This window comes from Oleiharenicola lentus (genome assembly GCF_004118375.1).
Taxonomy (GTDB): domain Bacteria; phylum Verrucomicrobiota; class Verrucomicrobiia; order Opitutales; family Opitutaceae; genus Lacunisphaera; species Lacunisphaera lenta.
Genome location: NZ_SDHX01000001.1, coordinates 2438106 through 2455084, shown reverse-complemented (window position 1 = coordinate 2455084; position 16979 = coordinate 2438106). Strand labels below are relative to the sequence as shown.

At 64.6% G+C, this 16979-nt stretch carries 12 protein-coding genes; 4 read left to right on the top strand and 8 right to left on the bottom strand.

What is annotated here, in order from left to right; all coding sequences use genetic code 11:
• Positions 1-9: 9 nt before the first annotated feature.
• The 3 genes from ESB00_RS10185 to ESB00_RS10175 all read right to left on the bottom strand — a co-directional run bounded on the left by ESB00_RS10185 (position 10) and on the right by ESB00_RS10175 (position 3593).
• Complete coding sequence (locus ESB00_RS10185) at positions 10-1122, bottom strand: Gfo/Idh/MocA family protein (protein ID WP_129047583.1); 1113 nt, start codon at positions 1120-1122, stop codon at positions 10-12.
• 204 nt (positions 1123-1326) lie between these two features.
• A complete protein-coding gene (locus ESB00_RS10180) occupies positions 1327-2649 on the bottom strand; it encodes a ferritin-like domain-containing protein (protein WP_129047582.1) in 1323 nt (440 codons plus the stop codon).
• Positions 2650-2669: 20 nt separating this feature from the next.
• Positions 2670-3593 (bottom strand): phytanoyl-CoA dioxygenase family protein, encoded by a 924-nt coding sequence (locus ESB00_RS10175; protein WP_129047581.1) that lies wholly within the window; start codon positions 3591-3593, stop codon positions 2670-2672.
• 71 nt (positions 3594-3664) lie between these two features.
• Between ESB00_RS10175 and ESB00_RS10170 the strand changes: the two genes are divergently transcribed.
• Positions 3665-4516 carry a helix-turn-helix domain-containing protein gene (locus ESB00_RS10170; protein ID WP_129047580.1) on the top strand — a complete coding sequence of 284 codons (852 nt, stop codon included), beginning with the start codon at positions 3665-3667 and terminating at the stop codon, positions 4514-4516.
• Between the two features lie 62 nt (positions 4517-4578).
• On the opposite strand, the gene ESB00_RS10165 is transcribed toward ESB00_RS10170, so the two are convergent.
• Positions 4579-6903 carry a hypothetical protein gene (locus ESB00_RS10165; protein ID WP_129047579.1) on the bottom strand — a complete coding sequence of 775 codons (2325 nt, stop codon included), beginning with the start codon at positions 6901-6903 and terminating at the stop codon, positions 4579-4581.
• Between the two features lie 214 nt (positions 6904-7117).
• On the opposite strand from ESB00_RS10165, the gene ESB00_RS10160 reads away from it, so the two are divergent.
• Positions 7118-9526, top strand: a complete 2409-nt coding sequence (locus tag ESB00_RS10160; protein ID WP_129047578.1) for a hypothetical protein — start codon at positions 7118-7120, stop codon at positions 9524-9526.
• 8 nt (positions 9527-9534) lie between these two features.
• On the opposite strand, the gene ESB00_RS10155 is transcribed toward ESB00_RS10160, so the two are convergent.
• The gene (locus ESB00_RS10155; protein ID WP_129047577.1) at positions 9535-10185 is read right to left on the bottom strand and encodes a 3-keto-disaccharide hydrolase; all 651 of its coding nucleotides are present in this window, start codon (positions 10183-10185) and stop codon (positions 9535-9537) included.
• Positions 10186-10405: 220 nt separating this feature from the next.
• The gene (gene hpf / locus ESB00_RS10150; RefSeq protein ID WP_129047576.1) at positions 10406-10783 is read right to left on the bottom strand and encodes a ribosome hibernation-promoting factor, HPF/YfiA family; all 378 of its coding nucleotides are present in this window, start codon (positions 10781-10783) and stop codon (positions 10406-10408) included.
• Positions 10784-11003: 220 nt separating this feature from the next.
• Between hpf and ESB00_RS10145 the strand changes: the two genes are divergently transcribed.
• Complete coding sequence (locus ESB00_RS10145; protein ID WP_129047575.1) at positions 11004-11837, top strand: RluA family pseudouridine synthase; 834 nt, start codon at positions 11004-11006, stop codon at positions 11835-11837.
• Between the two features lie 10 nt (positions 11838-11847).
• Here ESB00_RS10145 and ESB00_RS10140 read toward each other — a convergent pair whose 3' ends face one another.
• Positions 11848-12594, bottom strand: coding sequence for a M14 family metallopeptidase (locus ESB00_RS10140; RefSeq protein WP_129047574.1), 747 nt, complete (start codon positions 12592-12594; stop codon positions 11848-11850).
• Between the two features lie 134 nt (positions 12595-12728).
• Here ESB00_RS10140 and ESB00_RS10135 point away from each other — a divergent pair, with 134 nt between their 5' ends.
• Positions 12729-15008: a cation:proton antiporter gene (locus tag ESB00_RS10135; RefSeq protein ID WP_129047573.1), complete on the top strand. Its 2280-nt coding sequence runs from the start codon at positions 12729-12731 to the stop codon at positions 15006-15008.
• Between the two features lie 6 nt (positions 15009-15014).
• On the opposite strand, the gene ESB00_RS10130 is transcribed toward ESB00_RS10135, so the two are convergent.
• Positions 15015-16805 carry a sulfatase-like hydrolase/transferase gene (locus ESB00_RS10130; protein WP_164976129.1) on the bottom strand — a complete coding sequence of 597 codons (1791 nt, stop codon included), beginning with the start codon at positions 16803-16805 and terminating at the stop codon, positions 15015-15017.
• Between the last annotated feature and the right edge of the window lie 174 nt (positions 16806-16979).

Below are 16979 nucleotides of genomic sequence, written 5' to 3'. Positions count from 1 at the left end.
GAGCGAGGATCAGTCCGGACGCGGGTGCTCGCCCTTCTTGCGTCGAGGGGCGCGCTGGCCATGCAGTGCCGTGTAGAACGAGTCGCCCGGCTTGATCGAACCCCGGGTGACGATCTCGCCCGTGAAGCCCGACTTGTAGATGGCGGTAAGCAACTCGAGTGTCTGGCGGGCCTGGTCGCCCGAGGTCAGCGGCCGGCGACCGGCGTCCATGTCGGCCACGAAGGCGTTGAGCTGCGCACCGTGGGTCGAGCCCACATCGGGCGGGAAGCTGTGCCAGGCCTGCAGCAGGCCGTCGTCCTGCGCGGGCGGCACGGGCGTCAGCCGCCAGTTGTCCCGGGTGTAGCTGTAGAGGTGGGTGAGTTCCACGGTGGCCCGCTGGTAGTCGAGGCGGATATACGTTTCCTGGCGCGGGCTGAGGGCGCTGTTGACGATCGAGCCGACGGCACCGTTGGCAAAGGTCACCAATGCCATCGACACATCCTCGACCTCAATGGCGCGGTCGAGGGTCCGCACCACGGCCCGGACCTCGCTCCACGCGCCCATAAGGTGCAGGAAGTGGTCCATGGCGTGAATGCCGAGCCCCATGGTCGGTCCGCCCAATTCGGTTTCCCAGCGTCCGCGCCACGGCACGGCGTAGTAGGCGGCGTCGCGAAACCAGAGTGTGTTGCAAACGCCCACCAGCGGCCGGCCCAGGTGACCGGCGTCGGAAAGGCGCCGCACATGGCCGGTGACGGCGCCGAAGCGCATCTGGAAAATGCAGGCCGTGTAGGCGCCGGTGCGTTTTTCCGCGGCCTCGATGCGATCGAGTTCGGCGAGGGAGCCGCACAGGGGCTTCTCGCACATGACCCAGGCACCGGCCTCCATCGCGGCGATGCACATGTCGGCATGCTGGGCGGGCGGGGTGGCCACGAGCACGATGTCGGGTTTCACCGCCGCCAGCATGGTGGCGTAATCCGTGTAGCATCCGGGAATGTTGTGCTGTTTGGCGAAGGTCTCGACGCGCTGGGCGTCGATGTCCACCGCAGCCTCCAGCGTGACGCGGCCGAGAGTCGCCTCAACCGCCCGGACGTGGGCCTCGCCGATGGAACCGGTTCCGACCAGGGCGGCACGATAGGTCTTCATGTGAGGAAAGGGCGAGCCGCAGAGGCAGGCTTATTCTGAAACGAATGCATGGTGATAATAGGCCGAAAGAGCTTAAAGCCGGAGCGCTCTCCAAATGAGCCTAAGGATGCGGGTTCGGCGACAGGAAATATTCTGAAAATGGCTGAAAAATACCCGTCCAGCGAACGATGGTTCGTCGCCGGTTACGGCGGGAAGCCGCGGGAATCAGGCCACACCGGCGAGTTTCAGGATTTTGTTGCCGGTGAGACGCCGCTCGGGCGGCAGGGCGTGCGGAGTCCGGCCGCCATGCAGGGTGGCCATTTCGGCGAAGCGCGCCTGCGTGGCTTTGACAAAATCTTCGACGGGCCGCGTGTCTCCACACAATGCCATGATTTCGGGCAGCCACCGGTGACCGTAGCGGACATGGTTCTGCTCATCGTTGCGGTCAAAAGCCAGCAGCGTGTCCGCCTCGAAGTCGTTTAGCTCGCGCACCCGGTCCATGACATGCGCCTTGGTGGGGAAGCTGCCGGCCTCGAATTCCATGGTCATCATGGCGTAGCGTTCGTGTGGCGGCATCTGGACGAGGATGTTGTAGAGGTCGAGCGAGTGCTCGAGGGACATGAGGTCCACGCCGAGCTTGGGCAGCTGTCGGTAGCCGAACTGGCTGTGCCGGGACTCGTCCCAGAGATGGCGCGCCATGTCATGATGCAGATCGAACGGCGCTTCGGGCGTGTCAAAGAAGACCGTGGCGAGGTAATCGACGGCATCCATCTCCATCATCAGCCAGACGTAAACCATGAGCCGGACGACGCGAGCATCGGTCTTGGGGTCCGTCAGCCAAGGACGGACAATCGGGGTCTCCTCCGGATCGTGACTGAAAACGCTGGAGCAGGTGGGATACTTGCCGCGGTTGCACGTGGCGGGATGGGTGTAGGGCCGGTTCGCCGATTCCCAGCTGAAGCCGCCGGGTAGCGGCGTGGGTGGGTGCTCGCCGAGCATTCCGCCCAGGGCGGCCAAGGCGGTGCGAAGATGGTCGGTCGAGGCCGTGGCATCGATGCCGTTGAGGTAGGGGGTCATCTCGGCCGCATGACGTTCTTCGTCGGTGATAAATTCCTCAACCAGCCGACGCGAGGGCCAGTCGGCCAGATGGTGGGTGGCCGCGAGATAATGACGGTAACCGGCGAGCAGGGCGGGCTTGAGCACGCGGTAGAACCCCGCAAGCGCCACGTAGCCGTCGGCCGGCATGACGGCTTCGGTGAACAGCCGGCGGATTTCCGGCCGCACCGATTCACCCGCGCCAAAACCGCTGAGCTCGCGGCCGCGCTCGCGGATAAACCGGGCGTGGCCGGCGGATTCCCACACGTGCTGGCTGAGCAAATATTTCAACTCCGGTTCGCCCACCCGGTAGATGAGGGTCGTGGCGGTGCGGACGAACTCGCGTTCGACCTCGAAGAGCAGGCGCTGCAGGCGGGCCATTTCCTGGACTGCGGCCATCCGCCCGGTGGCGGACTGGGCGGCAACGGGAGCGGTGGTGGAGGACGCGACCATAAGGCGTGGAAGCTGGAGGTTCAGCAAATGCGACCGCGCTTGCCGGCCAGGGTATGACCGGGGGGATTTACGCCCACCCAGCGTTCGTCGATCGGTTCACTGGCGCGCTGGTAGCGGGAATCACTGGATATGCGCAGACGGTTCTCACTGCGGTTGTCGAGCGAGGCATGCACGAGGAACATGCCGAAAGTGAGAAAGTCGCCCGCGCTGAATTCGGTCGTGAGCCAGCGGCCGCCGAACTTGTTGCGGACTTGCGGCGGGTTGTGCGACAGGGTGCCGCTGAAGGTCCATTTGCCGGCCTTGGCGTTCTCGGCGTCCTTGGGTTTGTTTTCGCAGAAGGTGTCCACGTCGCGGTACACGTATTTTTCGAGCAGATCCATGCGCTTGTGCGAACCCTCGAGCACCATGAGGCCGCCGAGCGTGAAGGAGATGTCGCCGTAGGGCAGCCAGCAGGTCATGTGGCGGTGCGTGCCGCGGCCCATGTAGGGCAGATCGCAGTGCGGGTTGGTGCCCTTGCCGGGCCCGATGGCGCGCAGCCACGTGAAGTCATAGTGGCGGATGGGCTCCGCGAAGAACTTGGCGTAGAAGTCGGTGAGGCGGCCGGAGTAGAGCAGGCGCTGGACCTCGGGGTTGCCGTTGGTGATCTCGGGCTTGAACACGTAGCCGGAGCCCGGCTTGCACACGCCGTCGATGTGCGGGTAGGCCGGATCGAGCACGCCGGCTTCGGCGAGGCGCGAGGTGAGGCTGGCGCGGGCGGCGAGCACCTCGTCGCGATCAAGGTAGCCGCGCATGTAGAGGTAGCCGTCCTCGGCCACGCGGCGGCGCAGCTCTTCAAAGTCGTCGGCCGCATCGCTGGAATCGCGCAGCAGGCCGACCTTGTCGTCGGTCATTTCAAGTTCATGACCAAAGGAAACGAGCTGGGGCAGGGAGGTCGTGGTGCTCATGCCCTAAGCTACACGCAGTTGGGCGGGCATTAAATGGTTGAAACGGGAGAAGTGATGTAAATTTTGGGCCGGTGCCCCCGCCGCCGAAATACCGCGCCCAACCCTGGCTGCAGAGTCCGCTCCGCACTCCGGTGGGCGAGATCGAGCTGGCCGGCCTGCTGCTGAACGTCCCGGGCATCAACCCGGCGGACATGCGGATTTTGAGACGATTCACCCTGGTGCTGATGGTGGAGGGCCGGGGCTACTATCGCGACGGGCGCGGGACGAGCTACGAGCTGGTGCCCGGGGACGTGGTGCTGGTCTTTCCGGAAATCGCCCACGCCTACGGTCCGGTTCGCGGCGGTGAGTGGACCCAGATCTACTTCGTGTTCGACGGACCGCAGTTCCAACTTTGGCGGGCGCAGGGCCTGCTCGATCCGGCGCGACCGGTGCTGCGGCTCGGCTCTCCCGACTATTGGCGGCGGCGGCTGCAGGATGTGGTCAAGGGCGAGCCCCTCCACACCGCCGGTGCGCCCCTGCGTGCGATGGGCCGGTTTCTCCAGGTGGTGACGGAAATGATCGCGACCGACGCGGAAAACGTCCGCCAGGCCGGCCGCGATGCCTGGCTGGAAAAGAGCCTGCGGCTGCTGGGCGAACGGGGAAGCGGCGGCTGGGCGACGCCCCAGGATGCGGCGACCCAGGTCGGATTGAATTACGAGAACTTCCGCAAGCGCTTCGCCGAACTCACCGGCGAGTCACCCGGCCGCTACCAGAAACGGCGTCGGTTGGAATGGGCCTGCGCGGCGATCTATCACGGCGAGTCGTCGCTCAAGGAAATCGCGGACTCGCTCGGCTTTTGCGACGTCTTCCACTTCTCCAAGGCGTTCAAGCAGGAGATTGGCTTCACGCCGTCGGACTACCGGCGGCGGGTGCGCGGCCGGTGAGGAACCGCCGCACCGCCATCCGATGACGGCGGCGCGGCGGCGTTGTCCCCAACACAAGACGTTCAGGTGGCGGACCAGCCCTCCGGCCAGATGGTGCCGGGAATCGGGCGCCAGTAGATCGAGCGATCAATGCGCGGCTTGGCGTGACGGTATTGCTCCGTCAGGCGCAGCTTGGTCCGCAGATGCTGGACGAGGTTCTCGCCGTAGAAGAAGGTGTTTTCGCCGACGCCCGAGAGCACGAGAACTTCGTGGGGGGTGGTCTCGAGCAGGGCGATGAGGCCCCGGATGTTGGCGAGTTCGAGGTCGATGGCCGCCTGGAGCTTTTTCTCGCACGCCGCCTTGGTGGCAGCGTCGGACTTCTCATCAAGGTAGCCGTAAACGCATTCGCACCAGGCGCAGACGTTGCGCAGGCTCGTGACCCAGTGGAGGTAGGCGCGCACGCGGTCGCGCAGATCGGTGAAGACTGTCTGCGATTCGCCGGTGAGCGTCTGGGCGAGGCCGTCCAGCCGGGCGATGAGCGGCTGTAGCTTGGCGATGACGTGCTGATCCATGTCGGCGGACATCTTGGCGCCGGACTCCCGCGTGATGAGGTCGAAGAGCACGTCCTTGCCCAGATCATTCAGGCCGGGGTTGTTGTGCTGGAAGCAACCGTGGCGCTCGTAGTAATCGCGCTCGGCCGCGGGCACCGCTTCGAGGTCAGGCACGAAGGGCCGGTCCCAGGTACGCTGCCAGCAGAAGCCGAAGGCGCAATAGAGTCCGACCATCGGCTGCCAGAGCAGGGCCTCTTCGAACTCGCGCCAGGCCTCGCTCAGGGTGGAGGCCTGGGCCGGTCCGACCAAGGTGGCGGCGAATTCGGTGAGGACCTGTTCGACGGGCTTGTCGGGGAAGAACTGCGCGGCGCGCAGAATGACCGGATTGGGCCAGTAGGGTGCCCGGGCCGCATTGGTGAGGCCGCCCAGCGCGCTGACCCGCTTCAGGCCGGTTTCGCGGATGGCGGTGAGCTTGCGGTGCAGCAGGCGCGGGAAGGGCAGACCGAGGAGCGGCTCGTGATTCATCACACCGGAGGCGGAATAGTGGAGAACCGGCTCGACCCCGGCCGCGCGGGCGGTGGCCAGCGCCTCTTTCTCGGAGGCATCCATGGTGGTGTGAAACAAACTGCCCGCGACCGCCTGGTTCTCGGGATACTTCGGGTGGGAGTAGGGCACATGGTAGCCCCGGACGTTCAGCGACGGAGCCTCCCAGGTGACATGACCGCCCATCTCGGCCTTGATGTGCTCGTGCTCCACCTTGAAGGGCTCGATGCGGAGGATGACGTCGAACTCCGGATTAATCTCGGCGGCGGCGGTGCGGAGATTCTTCAGGTAGCGGCCGATGCTCTGGCCCGCGCTCTGCGCGATCTTGTCGTGGTTGCGCCACTCGCGGATCATGTAGGGGCCGCCGTTGCGTCCGACGTAGAGCGAGGCGGTGTGCTCGAAGCCGGCGCCGCTGTCGTTCGTCCAAACGGACATGTAGCTGAGATCCGGCACGGCCCGCATGATCTTCTGCAGGGCCTCGCGGTAGTGCCGTTGCACAATCGGGTGGTCCTGCGCCATGGTGTAGCGCGGCAGCTTGGAGCGGAACGGATGATCCACGCGCGCGCCACGGAGCGAGGGGTACTTGGTGAAGAAGCGCTCGGGCAGCGTGCGCGGTTCGAACATGCAGATACCCGGCTTCAGACCGTATTGGCGGCCAAGGCCCGCGAGGCCGACGAGGTGGTTGAGATTGGCATCGAGGTAGAGCGCTGGCCACATGCCCTTGGTCAGCGGCGTGTCCACGAAGTGGTTGAAGCCCGGCGCATAGGTGTAGAACTGCGGGTAGTATTCGAACGGCACGAAGTCCTCATAGGGCATGTGCGCCTGCAGGCCGTTGACTTCGCAGTGGGTGAAACCGGCCTCGGCCAACGCGGCGACGTAGCGCTCCGGATCGAAGTTGCGCGCACTCCGCCAGTATTGGGTGTAGCAGGCGTCCCAGTGCGGCCGGTGCCAGCCAAAGGTCGCGGGCAGGAGCAGGCCGGCGGCGAGTTTCTCGCGGGTGAACTCACTGGCGCCGGAGGCGAGCAGGCGGACCGCGGCGTAAAGGAATGAGCCGTGCGTGGCGCAGATTTCACCGCTGCCATCCTCGGCAAGGCGAAGCCAGGTCCACGCGCTGGAGTCCTTGGCCTTGGCTGGCAGCTTGGCGGGTAGCCCGCGCCCGGCCAGGGCGACATGGACGCCGCCCGGACCAGCGACGAGTGCGGCGCCGGTGAGGCGGGCCAGTTCGCGGGCGGCGGTGATTTCACCCGGCTCGGCGGCGACGGCGTGGGAAACGGTTTTAAGGCTCAGGACAGGGGGCGTGGGGGTGGCAGTCATGGCGATGCGTCCGGTGTGCGAAGCCCCCGACGTGGTCGCAATCGCAAAGCGAGTCCGACACCAAGGGACACCAAACAATTCCCAGAATCTTCATGAGCGCCGGCTCGGCCCGCCCGAAGCGCGCTGCTGAAATGATCGGGACGTGATTGCCGGTGCCGGTCACGGAAACGCGCCTCAGGGCCCGCCGGCCGGGCGTCACGACTCTCTCCCTCCCATGTCACAAGATCTCCTGAGTCTCGCCGATCTCGAGCCGCCGATGGGCGACCTTTTCACCAACCGTCGGTTGGACGCGGGGCGCTCCGTCTGGACCCGGCCGTTGCCCGGTGAGACCGGGGTGCCCAAAAAACGCATCATCCACCAACGGGTGATTCGCTTGCATGGTCCGGTCCGGCTCGGTCGGCTGGGCGTGCGTCGTGGGCCGGGCTACCACAAATGCGGCAGCCGGCAGGATCTTGATTGGGTCACGGGCCTGCGCGTCCTGGCCTGGAGCGGAGGCCGCTGGCGGGTGTTGCTGCAACGGGATGCCCTGCAACCGGGCGTGCCCGGGGCCGTGGCCTGGATGCGGTTGCCCCGGATCACCACCACGGCGGTCATCATCGAACTGCGGCGGTCGGGCATCGACGGGGGCTGGACCCCGTGGAATTTGGCGATGTCGGCCTTCATTCTCGAAGGTGAACCGCTCACGCCGCTCGCACCGCGATCCGAGCGGCTGCTTGAGCCGGGCGTCATTTCCCTGCGCAATCTCCCCGTCGGTGTCCGGGCGGAACTGGTCAACGGCGAGGTGCGCTACCGCACCCGGGACTTCGAGGTGGGCTTTGCGCTGGGCCGGCCGGGCTTCACCCACTGGGGCCTGCAGATTGAGGACCGCGCCCAGGCGGGCAGGAATGTTCTGGCCACCCGGCCGCCGCTTTTTTCCCAAGGCCCGCAACTGCATCCGCTCGGCTGTGCGCCCGTGCTGGCCCCGGCCGTGCGGTGCGACCTGAGTGGCACGGTGGCCGTGAACGGGGGCACGGTGACCTACGAATTTCAGGCCGGTGGACAGCACTACCGCTTGGCGTGGGAAGTCAGGCCGACCGGACTTCGCCTCAAGGCGCAGCGCGTCGCGAAACAGGCCATGCTCGCCTGGCACAGTGCGGCTTGGATGATCGGCCTGCGCAACAGTGCGGCGCCTTCGCATGTGCTGGGCCGGTTGCTGGAGACCGGGGAAACCGGGGCGGTCGCGCTGCCGGCCCTGCTGACGTTGCCGACCTTTGGCAGCTGGAAGGTGGAATCCGACTCGCCCAAGGGGTGGGCGCGCAGCGACTGCTTTCGGGCCCACGACCTGAACACGCTCGAACTCAAGGTTGGCGAGGAACGCACCCCCGAGGGGCTATATCGTCTGCCGGCCGGCACGCACCGCGCGATGTTCACGTTTACACCGCAAAGACCGGCTGAACTGCTGGCGGAATCGGCTCCGGCAGTCGCCCGGCGCGCCCTGGCGCGCACCCAATGGGTGGCGCTCACATTCCGCACCGACACGGCCACGCTCAGCAACAATGGCGCCTCGATGCACTGCCCGATCTGCATGGACACCTGGGCGGCGGTCATTGCCCCGCAGGGAAACTTGCTGCCGGATTTGCCGGCGGCGGAATTCCTGCGTCACTCCCTGGAGCGCTGGCTCACGGGCGGTCCCGGTTACGCGGCGGGCCGGCTCCTGCAGGATGGCAGCTCGCACGATGCGGACGATGAATACCTGCAGACCGGTGCCTCGGCGCTGCGTGGTCTTGGTTCCTACCTGCGGCATCACGCGACGCCGGCCTGGTTCAGGGAATTCCGTCCGGTTATCCTGGAAAAGCTGCGCGCGGCGCGGGACCGGGATCTGGATGGCGACGGGCTGATCGAGAGCCTGCATCGGACCGGCGTGAGCGGCACCAGCCAATGGAGCACCTGCTGGTTCGACGTGATTTCCTTCGGCTGGAAAGACGCCTTTGCCAATGCGATCCTGTACGGCGCGCTGCTCGAGCTGACCGCAGGGCTGCGTCGCTTCAACGAACTTGAGCAGGCGGAAAAATTGTCCGGGTGGGCCGGCTGGCTGCGTGCGAACTATCGGGACACGTTCTACAACAAGGCGACCGGCTGGCTGGCGGGCTGGAGGTGCCGCGAGGACAAGCTGCACGACTACGCCTTTCTGCCGGTCAACGGTGCGGCCATCGCCGAGGGCTTGCTGTCACCGGATGAAGGCCGGGCGATTCTGCAGCGACTGCTCGCGGAAGCGCGTCGGGTCGGTCTGCCTGATCCGGCGGGAGGCCTGCCCGGAAACCTCCGGCACATTCCCGATCATGATCTCTCGGATATCATCCAGGGCTATCCGCTGGGGTATTACCAAAACGGCGGACGCACCCATTCGCAAACGCGGCATTTCGTGATGGCGCTCTACCGGTGCGGCCTGAATCGCGAAGCAGACCGCATGCTGAAGCGCCTGTGCGCCGGCTTCGCCGCGGCGAAAGTCTTCGGCGGAAACCAGAGCGGCGTGGACTGGCGGTATTGGGACGACCGTCCCTGTGGCTACGAAGGCCTGCTCACCGACCAGTTCGGCGTGCTGGAGGCGATCTGCTGGCGCTGGGGTCGGCCGCGCGAGGGCTGAGGCGGTGCTCAGTCGGGCAAGCGCTTGACGAAGATATTGCGATAGCGGACGACGCTCTTGGGGTCGTGGGCCTGGAGAGCGAAGGTGCCGCTACCGAGCTTGCGCTCGAAAGCGGTGCCGGGCTGGGCGCCGGGCGGTTCCCTGTATTGGACGACAATCTTGTCGTTTACCTTCACGGTGACAGTGCCGGCTTGGACGATGACGTGTTGCGTCCACCATTTGCCATCTTCGGCCGCCACGAAGCCCACGCTGGCGACATCGTAGACGCTCCCGGTTTTCTTCCAATCGCTTTGGGTGTTGTTCACCTGGGTCTCGAAACCGGCCGTGGGCCAGCCGCTCTCCTGATACTTGGTGTGAAAGTATATGCCTCCATTGGAGCCGGGCTCGGTCATGACCTCGACCTTCAGCTCGAAATTTTTGAAGGGTGCGGCGTCGCCGGTGTAGAACAGGTGGCTGCGCGGACCGAGCGTGACGAAGGCTCCTTCCTCGATTTTCCAGGTGCCAGGATTCTCCTTGGAAGCGGTCCAGCCGGCGAAGGACTGGCCGTCTGTCAGGGAAACGAATCCGGTTTCATCATCAGCGGCGGCGATGACCGCGACGGTGACAAGGGAATGGCAGGCAACAAAGCGAAGCCAGGAGCGGAGGGGGAGGGAGCGCATGGTGGTGAGACAGAACCTCGCCCTGGGCGGAGTCGCAAACGGAAAGCGGTTTAAGCGTTAGGCGAGATGGCGACATGTTTGCTGCGGACCACGCGGTCTGGGGCTCTCGTGCGGCCAACGTGTACAGTAAGGATCCCCACCGATCCAGCCCGCGCCGGAGCGCCGGTTGCACCCATGAAAAAGGCCCGCGTTGCCGCGGGCCTCGGGGAAAGAAGGGGGATCAGATTGCCTTGGGCAGTTCCACGCCGTCGAACTCGACGGGGTGGGGGTGGTTGCGCTTGTCCTTGTGCTGGCCGTGGCGCTTGTGGAGGATGTGATCAATCTTGTCCACCAGCAGGTCGATGGATTTGTGCATCTCCTCGGAGTCGGCCGAGCAGTTGATATTGGGCCCGCGAAGCTCGACGTGGGCCTTGGCGACAAACTTGTGGGCGACGTCATGCTTGCGGTCGCACTCCAGTTCGACGCGGATCCGGACGATGTGAGCCTGGTGGCGGAAAAGTCGCTCGGCTTTCTCCTGCACGTAGTGCTTGAGGGAGGGGGTCAGCTCGAGGTGGATACCGGTCACAATCACATCGTGGGATTTATTGGTATGGTTCATGGTTTTTCCTTCGGTTGGACTAACACAAAGGGCGCGGAAGGGGAGAAGCCTCCCCGGGTTCATTTCGGTTGTTCCTATAGTGCGGGCCGTCGCGAGGACCGGGCCAGACGTCACTGGGAACAGACACTTCATTTGGCTGAGTAAGATCTCTACCCAACGGGCCGGATTTGGCAATGCTTCTCGCCTTCATATTCCGGAATAATTATTGAACGAAGAAAGCATGACCCATGCCGACGAACCGCTGCCCCCGGCCGAGCCCCCGCTCGTAAATCCTGCCGAACTGCCCGGGTGGGTGCTGCTCAGCGATGAAAAGCTGCTGGTCCTCGACAAACCGGGCTGGCTGGTGGTGCATCCGTCCAAGAACGGCCCATGGTCGAGCCTGGCTGGCGCGGTGCGGGAGGGACTGGGGTTGGAGACCATCCGCTTTATTTATCGGCTCGATCGGGAGACTTCTGGAGTGGTGATTCTGGCCAAGGACGAGGCCACCGGCAGCCGGCTGCAAAAGGCCATGGGCAAGCGGCAGATCGGCAAGGCCTACGTTGCCCTGCTCGAAGGAGAACTTGCCGGACCGGTTACCGTGGACCAGTGGCTGGGGCCTGACCTCAGCGCCGGAGTAACGGTCAAGCAGAAGGTGGTGCCGGCCGACACTCCCGATAGCCAGGCGGCGACCACGGTATTTCACCCCCTGGTGGTGCGCGGTGGCTGCACCTTGGCCGGAGTAGAATTGCTCACCGGCCGCAAGCACCAGATCAGAGCCCATGCTGAATGGCTCGGCCATCGGGTGATCGGCGACAAGCTCTATGGCGCCGATCCACGTCTCTACCTTGAGTTCGCCATGCAGGGCTGGACCCCGCGGCACTCGGCTTTGCTCCGTTTCACCCGGCAGGCGTTGCACTGCACGGCCATTGATCTGCGTCCGACCCACATGAATTATCTGCTACGTGCACCTTGGCCGGTGGATCTGGCGCGGTTCGCGGCGCGCGAAATGAATCTCCCTGCCGCGGAGGCGCAGGCGCTGATCGATCGCTTTGTGGCGGAGCGAATGCCGGGCTAGGCGGAGTTCGTCACTGCAGGAGAGCGCCCACCGCGGCGCGGACCACCGCGCGCTGGGTGGCAATCCGCTGCTCGAGGGGCAGGGTGGAGGGCGTCTCCAGCGTGTAGTCCAGTGGGCCGTGATGATTACGCAGGTAAATGGCCTCGGGCCAGGATTCGCGCAGCAAGGGATCGCTGACCGGGCGGATGATGCCGGGTCCGGCGGCCTCACGTCCGTCGATGACGGTGGCGATTTCTATCGGCCCGTGGACGCGGGCGGCTTCAATCAGATCATTTGCCAGCGAGGGCAGATTGAGCGGGTTCAGTTCGTAGAGGTAGAACCCCTGCGCTTCCCAATCCTCGTGCAGGCAGAGGCTCAGGTCGAAATTCGGCTGCTGTCGGAGCCAGCGGACATGGGCCTGAGTTTCGGCGGACTGCAGAGACTTGTAATCCCGGTTGAGGTCCAGGCCGGCGTGGTTTTCCCGGGTCCCGTGCAGGAATCCGGTCGGGTTGAGCAGCGGGCAGACAAACCAGGTGCAGCGTCGGTCGAAGAAACCTTCCCGCATGAGCTGCAGCAGCGCCCAAGGCGGAGCCGGTTCATCGCCATGCATCCCGGCGGAGAGGTAAATCCGCGGTCGCGGACCGACGCTGCGCTTGGTGTAGGCCGAAAGCGGATGGCCAAGCACCGCCCCGAAGTCCTGCCGCCTGAAACCCGCCGCCAGCGCCGCGGAAGAAAACTGCACGGAGAAGTCAACGGGGTCGAGCGGTTGGTCGGGCATGGGGTCGCGATGTTTCTGGCTTCCCGGGCGGCCGGGGTAAAGTCCGCTCGCGGTCATCGCGAAATTTGTGCCGGATTCGAGTCCTGAGGACTTGACGAATCGGTTGTGCCTGCCGTGTTAGTCGCCACACCCTCATGCAAGGCATCGACTTCATCAAGGATCTCGCGGTCGTCATGCTGGTGGCGGGACTCGTCGGCTGGGCCTGCCACCGGGCGGGGCTTTCCGTCATCGTGGGTTTTCTGGCGGCCGGCATGGTGATCGGTCCGTTCACGCCGCCCTTCTCGCTTGTGACGGACATCGGGCGCATCGAGACGCTGGCGCAGGTCGGCCTCGTGTTCCTCATGTTCTCGATCGGCATGAAGCTCAGCCTGCGCAAGCTGCGCCGCCTCGGCCTCTCGCTGCTGGTGGCCACGGCGGTGACGGCGCTGATTGTCTATAATCTGTCGCGGCTGGGCTCGCCGCTGCTCGGCTTCAGCGGGGAGTCGGCGGTGTTCTTCGGGGCCCTGCTGATCGTTTCCTCCTCGGCCATCATCAGCAAGGTGCTGCAGGAAACCGGCCTGACCCACGAAAAAGCCGGCCAGATGGCCATGGGCATAACGGTGCTGGAGGACGTGGTCGCGGTCATTTCGCTGGCCCTGCTCAATTCCGTGGTGCTGCTCGGCGGCATGGGGGAAGCCAGGGTCGGCCAGACACTGGGCCTGTTGAGTGCGTTCGTGGCGCTGGCCGGTGTGATCGGCCTGCTACTCGTGCCGTGGCTCTTGCGGCGGCTGGGCGAGTCGGCGAGTGAGGAATTGCAGACGCTCATGGTGGCCGGACTGATGCTCGGTTTGGCGCTCACCGCGCAGAAGGCCGGCTATTCGCTGGCGATGGGCGCGTTCATCCTTGGTTCGATCATCGCGGAAACCCCGCAACGGGCGCAGATCGACCGCGTGTTCGAGGGGGCTCGCGACATGTTCAGCGCCGTGTTTTTCGTTTCCATCGGCATGCAGATTGACGTGCGCCTTTTGGGTCAGTCGTGGTTGCTGGTGCTCGGAGCCTCGGTGCTGGCCATGGTGGCGCGCCCGCTCGGCGGCACGGTGGCGATGCTGGTGACCGGCGTGCAGCTCAAGGATGCGGTTCGCGTGGGCCTGATGATCACGCCCATCGGCGAATTTTCGTTCATCATCGCGCAACTGGGCGTTACCGCCGGGGTCGTGCCTGCCAGCTTTGGCGCGGTGGCGGTGGGGCTTTCCTTGCTGACGGCCATCGCCGCTCCGGTGCTCACGCGTCGCTCCGGCGTCATCAGCGACTGGGTGGCGGCCCGCCAACCCGTCTGGCTGGAAAGCTGGCTCGGCTACTACGGGCGCCTGCTCGAGCGGTTTCAACAGATCCAGAAACGCAGCGTGCTCTGGCAGCTCAGCCGCAAGCGCGTCATCCAGATCACGCTGGAGATGCTGCTGGTGACGGGACTTTTTGTCTTCTCCGACCAGATGTTCAGCCTGGTGCGGGATTACCTGCCGGTGCACAGCCGCTATCCGAGCGGAGCCACGGTGCTGTTCTGGAGCGTGCTCGTGCTGGTCGCCCTGGCACCCCTGGTGGCGATCTGGCGCAATCTTTCGGCGCTGAGCCTGCTCTACGCGCAGGTCAGCACCCAGGGGCACGCGAAGGCGGCCAAGCTGGCCCCGGTGGTTGAGACCGGCCTGAAGATCGGGGCGGGGCTGCTGCTCGTGTTGTGGCTGAACGCCATCCTCCCGATCAGCGGCGCCGCGCGCTGGCTGCCGGCGGCGGTGCTGGTGGTCGTGCTGGTCGGGCTGTATTTCCTGCGGAGCCGGCTCATCTACTGGCACAGCATGCTGGAGGTGGAGTTGCAGGAGCGCCTGACCCAGGGCGACCACAAGTTCACCGGGACCACCGCGCCCTGGATGGCACCTCACGGCGAGTGGAAGCTCGCGCTCACGGACTGCATGCTGCCCGACCTCGCAGACAGCCGCGGCCGCTCGCTGGGCGAACTCGCGCTGCGCACGAAATTTGGCTGCACCGTGGCCGGCGTCGAACGGCAGGGGGTCATGGTGGGGAATCCCACCGGCGACATGATCCTGTATCCGCGTGACAAGGTGCTGCTGCTCGGCACCGCCGAGCAGGTGGCGGCCGGCAAGGAGTATCTCCAGCGCGCTTCCGGCGCACCGGTGACATCCAACTTCGACGAGGTGCGCATGGAGTCGCTGGAGATTCCCGTCGAAAGCAGACTGCACGGCCGCACGCTTGCAGAAGTGGCCCTGGGCAAGGCCTACGGCCTGCAGGTGGCGGGCATCAATCGCGCGGGCCACCGCATACTCAATCCTCGCGGTGATGAAAAACTCTGCGTCGGCGACAGCCTGCTGGTGCTCGGCAGCCCCGACCAGATCGCCACCTTCAAAGAATCGTTGCGCGTGTGAGCGCGCTCACTGCGGGGGCGTGAGACGCTGGATAAACGACCAGGAACCGTCGTTCCAGCCATGGCCTTCAATCTGATACAGGCTCAGGGTCCCGAGATAGTCGGTTTGCTGCGGTGTCCATAGCATGGCGCCGTAGTATCGGGTTCGCTTCTCCGGCGGCTCAGTCTGGTTGAAGAGTGAGACGCCGTGGAGTGCGGGATAGGGCGTCAGGGCAGGAACCGGCTTCGTCGGAAGATTGAGCTCCGCGCGGATAGTGGCGGGGATGTCGATCACGGAAGCTGGAAGGGTCGAGGTGCGGATTTCGCCCTGCGCACCGAAGCGCTTTATGAGGAGCAAGGGAAGCCCCCGGGCTTTGTCCCGCTGGAAGTCTCCCCGCGCCGCCGTGCGATCCAGTTCTGCCGTCCGGGCGGTAAACTCGGGCTTCACATACATCTCGGGTGAACGGCCGCTGCCATGATCGCCCACCATGACGATCAGGGAATTGTCGTAGAGTCCGTGTTGTTTCAGTTTTCGCAGAAACGCGCCCATGATGCGGGCGTAGGCCTCGGCTTGTTCGCTGAAATTCTCCCGCGTGTAGTCAAATTTACCGTAACTGAGATCGCGCTTCATCTTCACCGGCACATGCAGACCGGCCAGGTGGTAGAACTTGAAGACATCCCGGCCGGGACGAATCGTAATCCGCGTGTCGGGGTGATCCAAACCGAGTGCAAACATCCGAAAGAGGTCGTCCAAGGTGTGCCCGAGTCCGACTTCGCGTGGAATGGGTTCAGGCTGGCGCGTGGCGGATGATTTGGCTGAACCGGCCATCCATCGCGAGACCAGCCAGCTCGAGTCGTTATGGACAAATCGCTTCGCGAAGTGGGGCAGACTGCGAAACAGGCCAAGGTCCACCACCCGGGCTACGTCGACCAGTTTGTCCGCGAGTGGGCGAGGTCGGCGTAGAATATTGTCCGCCAGTTCGTCGTGGTAGTAAATCGACTCATTGGCGAGACTGCGCCAAGGATACAGATGCACGTCTATTCCGGCCTGTCTCAGCGCGGCTGGCAGGGAATCCTTGAGGTAGGCTGATTTTAGAAAATCCTGCCGGGGCTGGCTGTTGTCGTAGATGCGGCCGGTCAGGATGGAAGGGATGGCAAATTCGGTGAAATTGAACCCCGCCGTGGTGTCGGGAAAATAGGTGAACCCCGGGAACTGCGCGCGGTATTCCTGATGCGGCAAGATCGCTTCCGAGAAAATGTCGGTCTGATATTCGTCCAGCAGGATCAGCACGACATTGCGTCCCGCGGAGAACTCGAAGACCGGCCGTTTATCGACGTAGTAATGCTTGGAGTAGTCGTGCGAGCTATTATGGACATGGGTGGCGTTTACGGCCAGAGAACCAATCTGAAGCAGCAATATTCCTGCGCAAAACAATGGCATCCGTCGGTGGATTCGCGGCGCAAACCAAAGCAATACCGCGCTTAGAACCAACCAGAGCGCCCCATCAGTCAGCAGGCGTCCGGGATAATCCGCCCAGACGATGGTTTCGCCGTCCAGAGCACCGTAGGACCAGACGAGGGCATAGGCATGAATCCAGCATAGCAGGGTGAGCGCGAGCAGCAGGACCCCGAGGCGAGGACGAATCCGTCGAGGCACCAGCAAAAGCAGTCCGGTGAGCAGCAAAGTAAAGACCACGGTTACCAGCGCTAGAACGGCAAGCAGTTCATCAAAGAACACGAGCAGCGCGGCCTGATTGGCCAGGTAGGCATGGGCCGGCACGAAAAAGAGCAGTGTGCTCGCGAGGCTGAATGCAGCCAAGGGGACGGCCGGATCAAATCGGGAGGGTACGGGAGGTGGGTCGGAGGGAGTTCGGGTCATGTGTTTGCTTTCCCCGTTGGCCCTCAGGGATATTGAGAATCTTGGAGAACGACCGCGAATGCTGTATCCGGTTCCGTCCCATCGGAGGTGACTCCGGTGGGCGTGGCCCGGTCG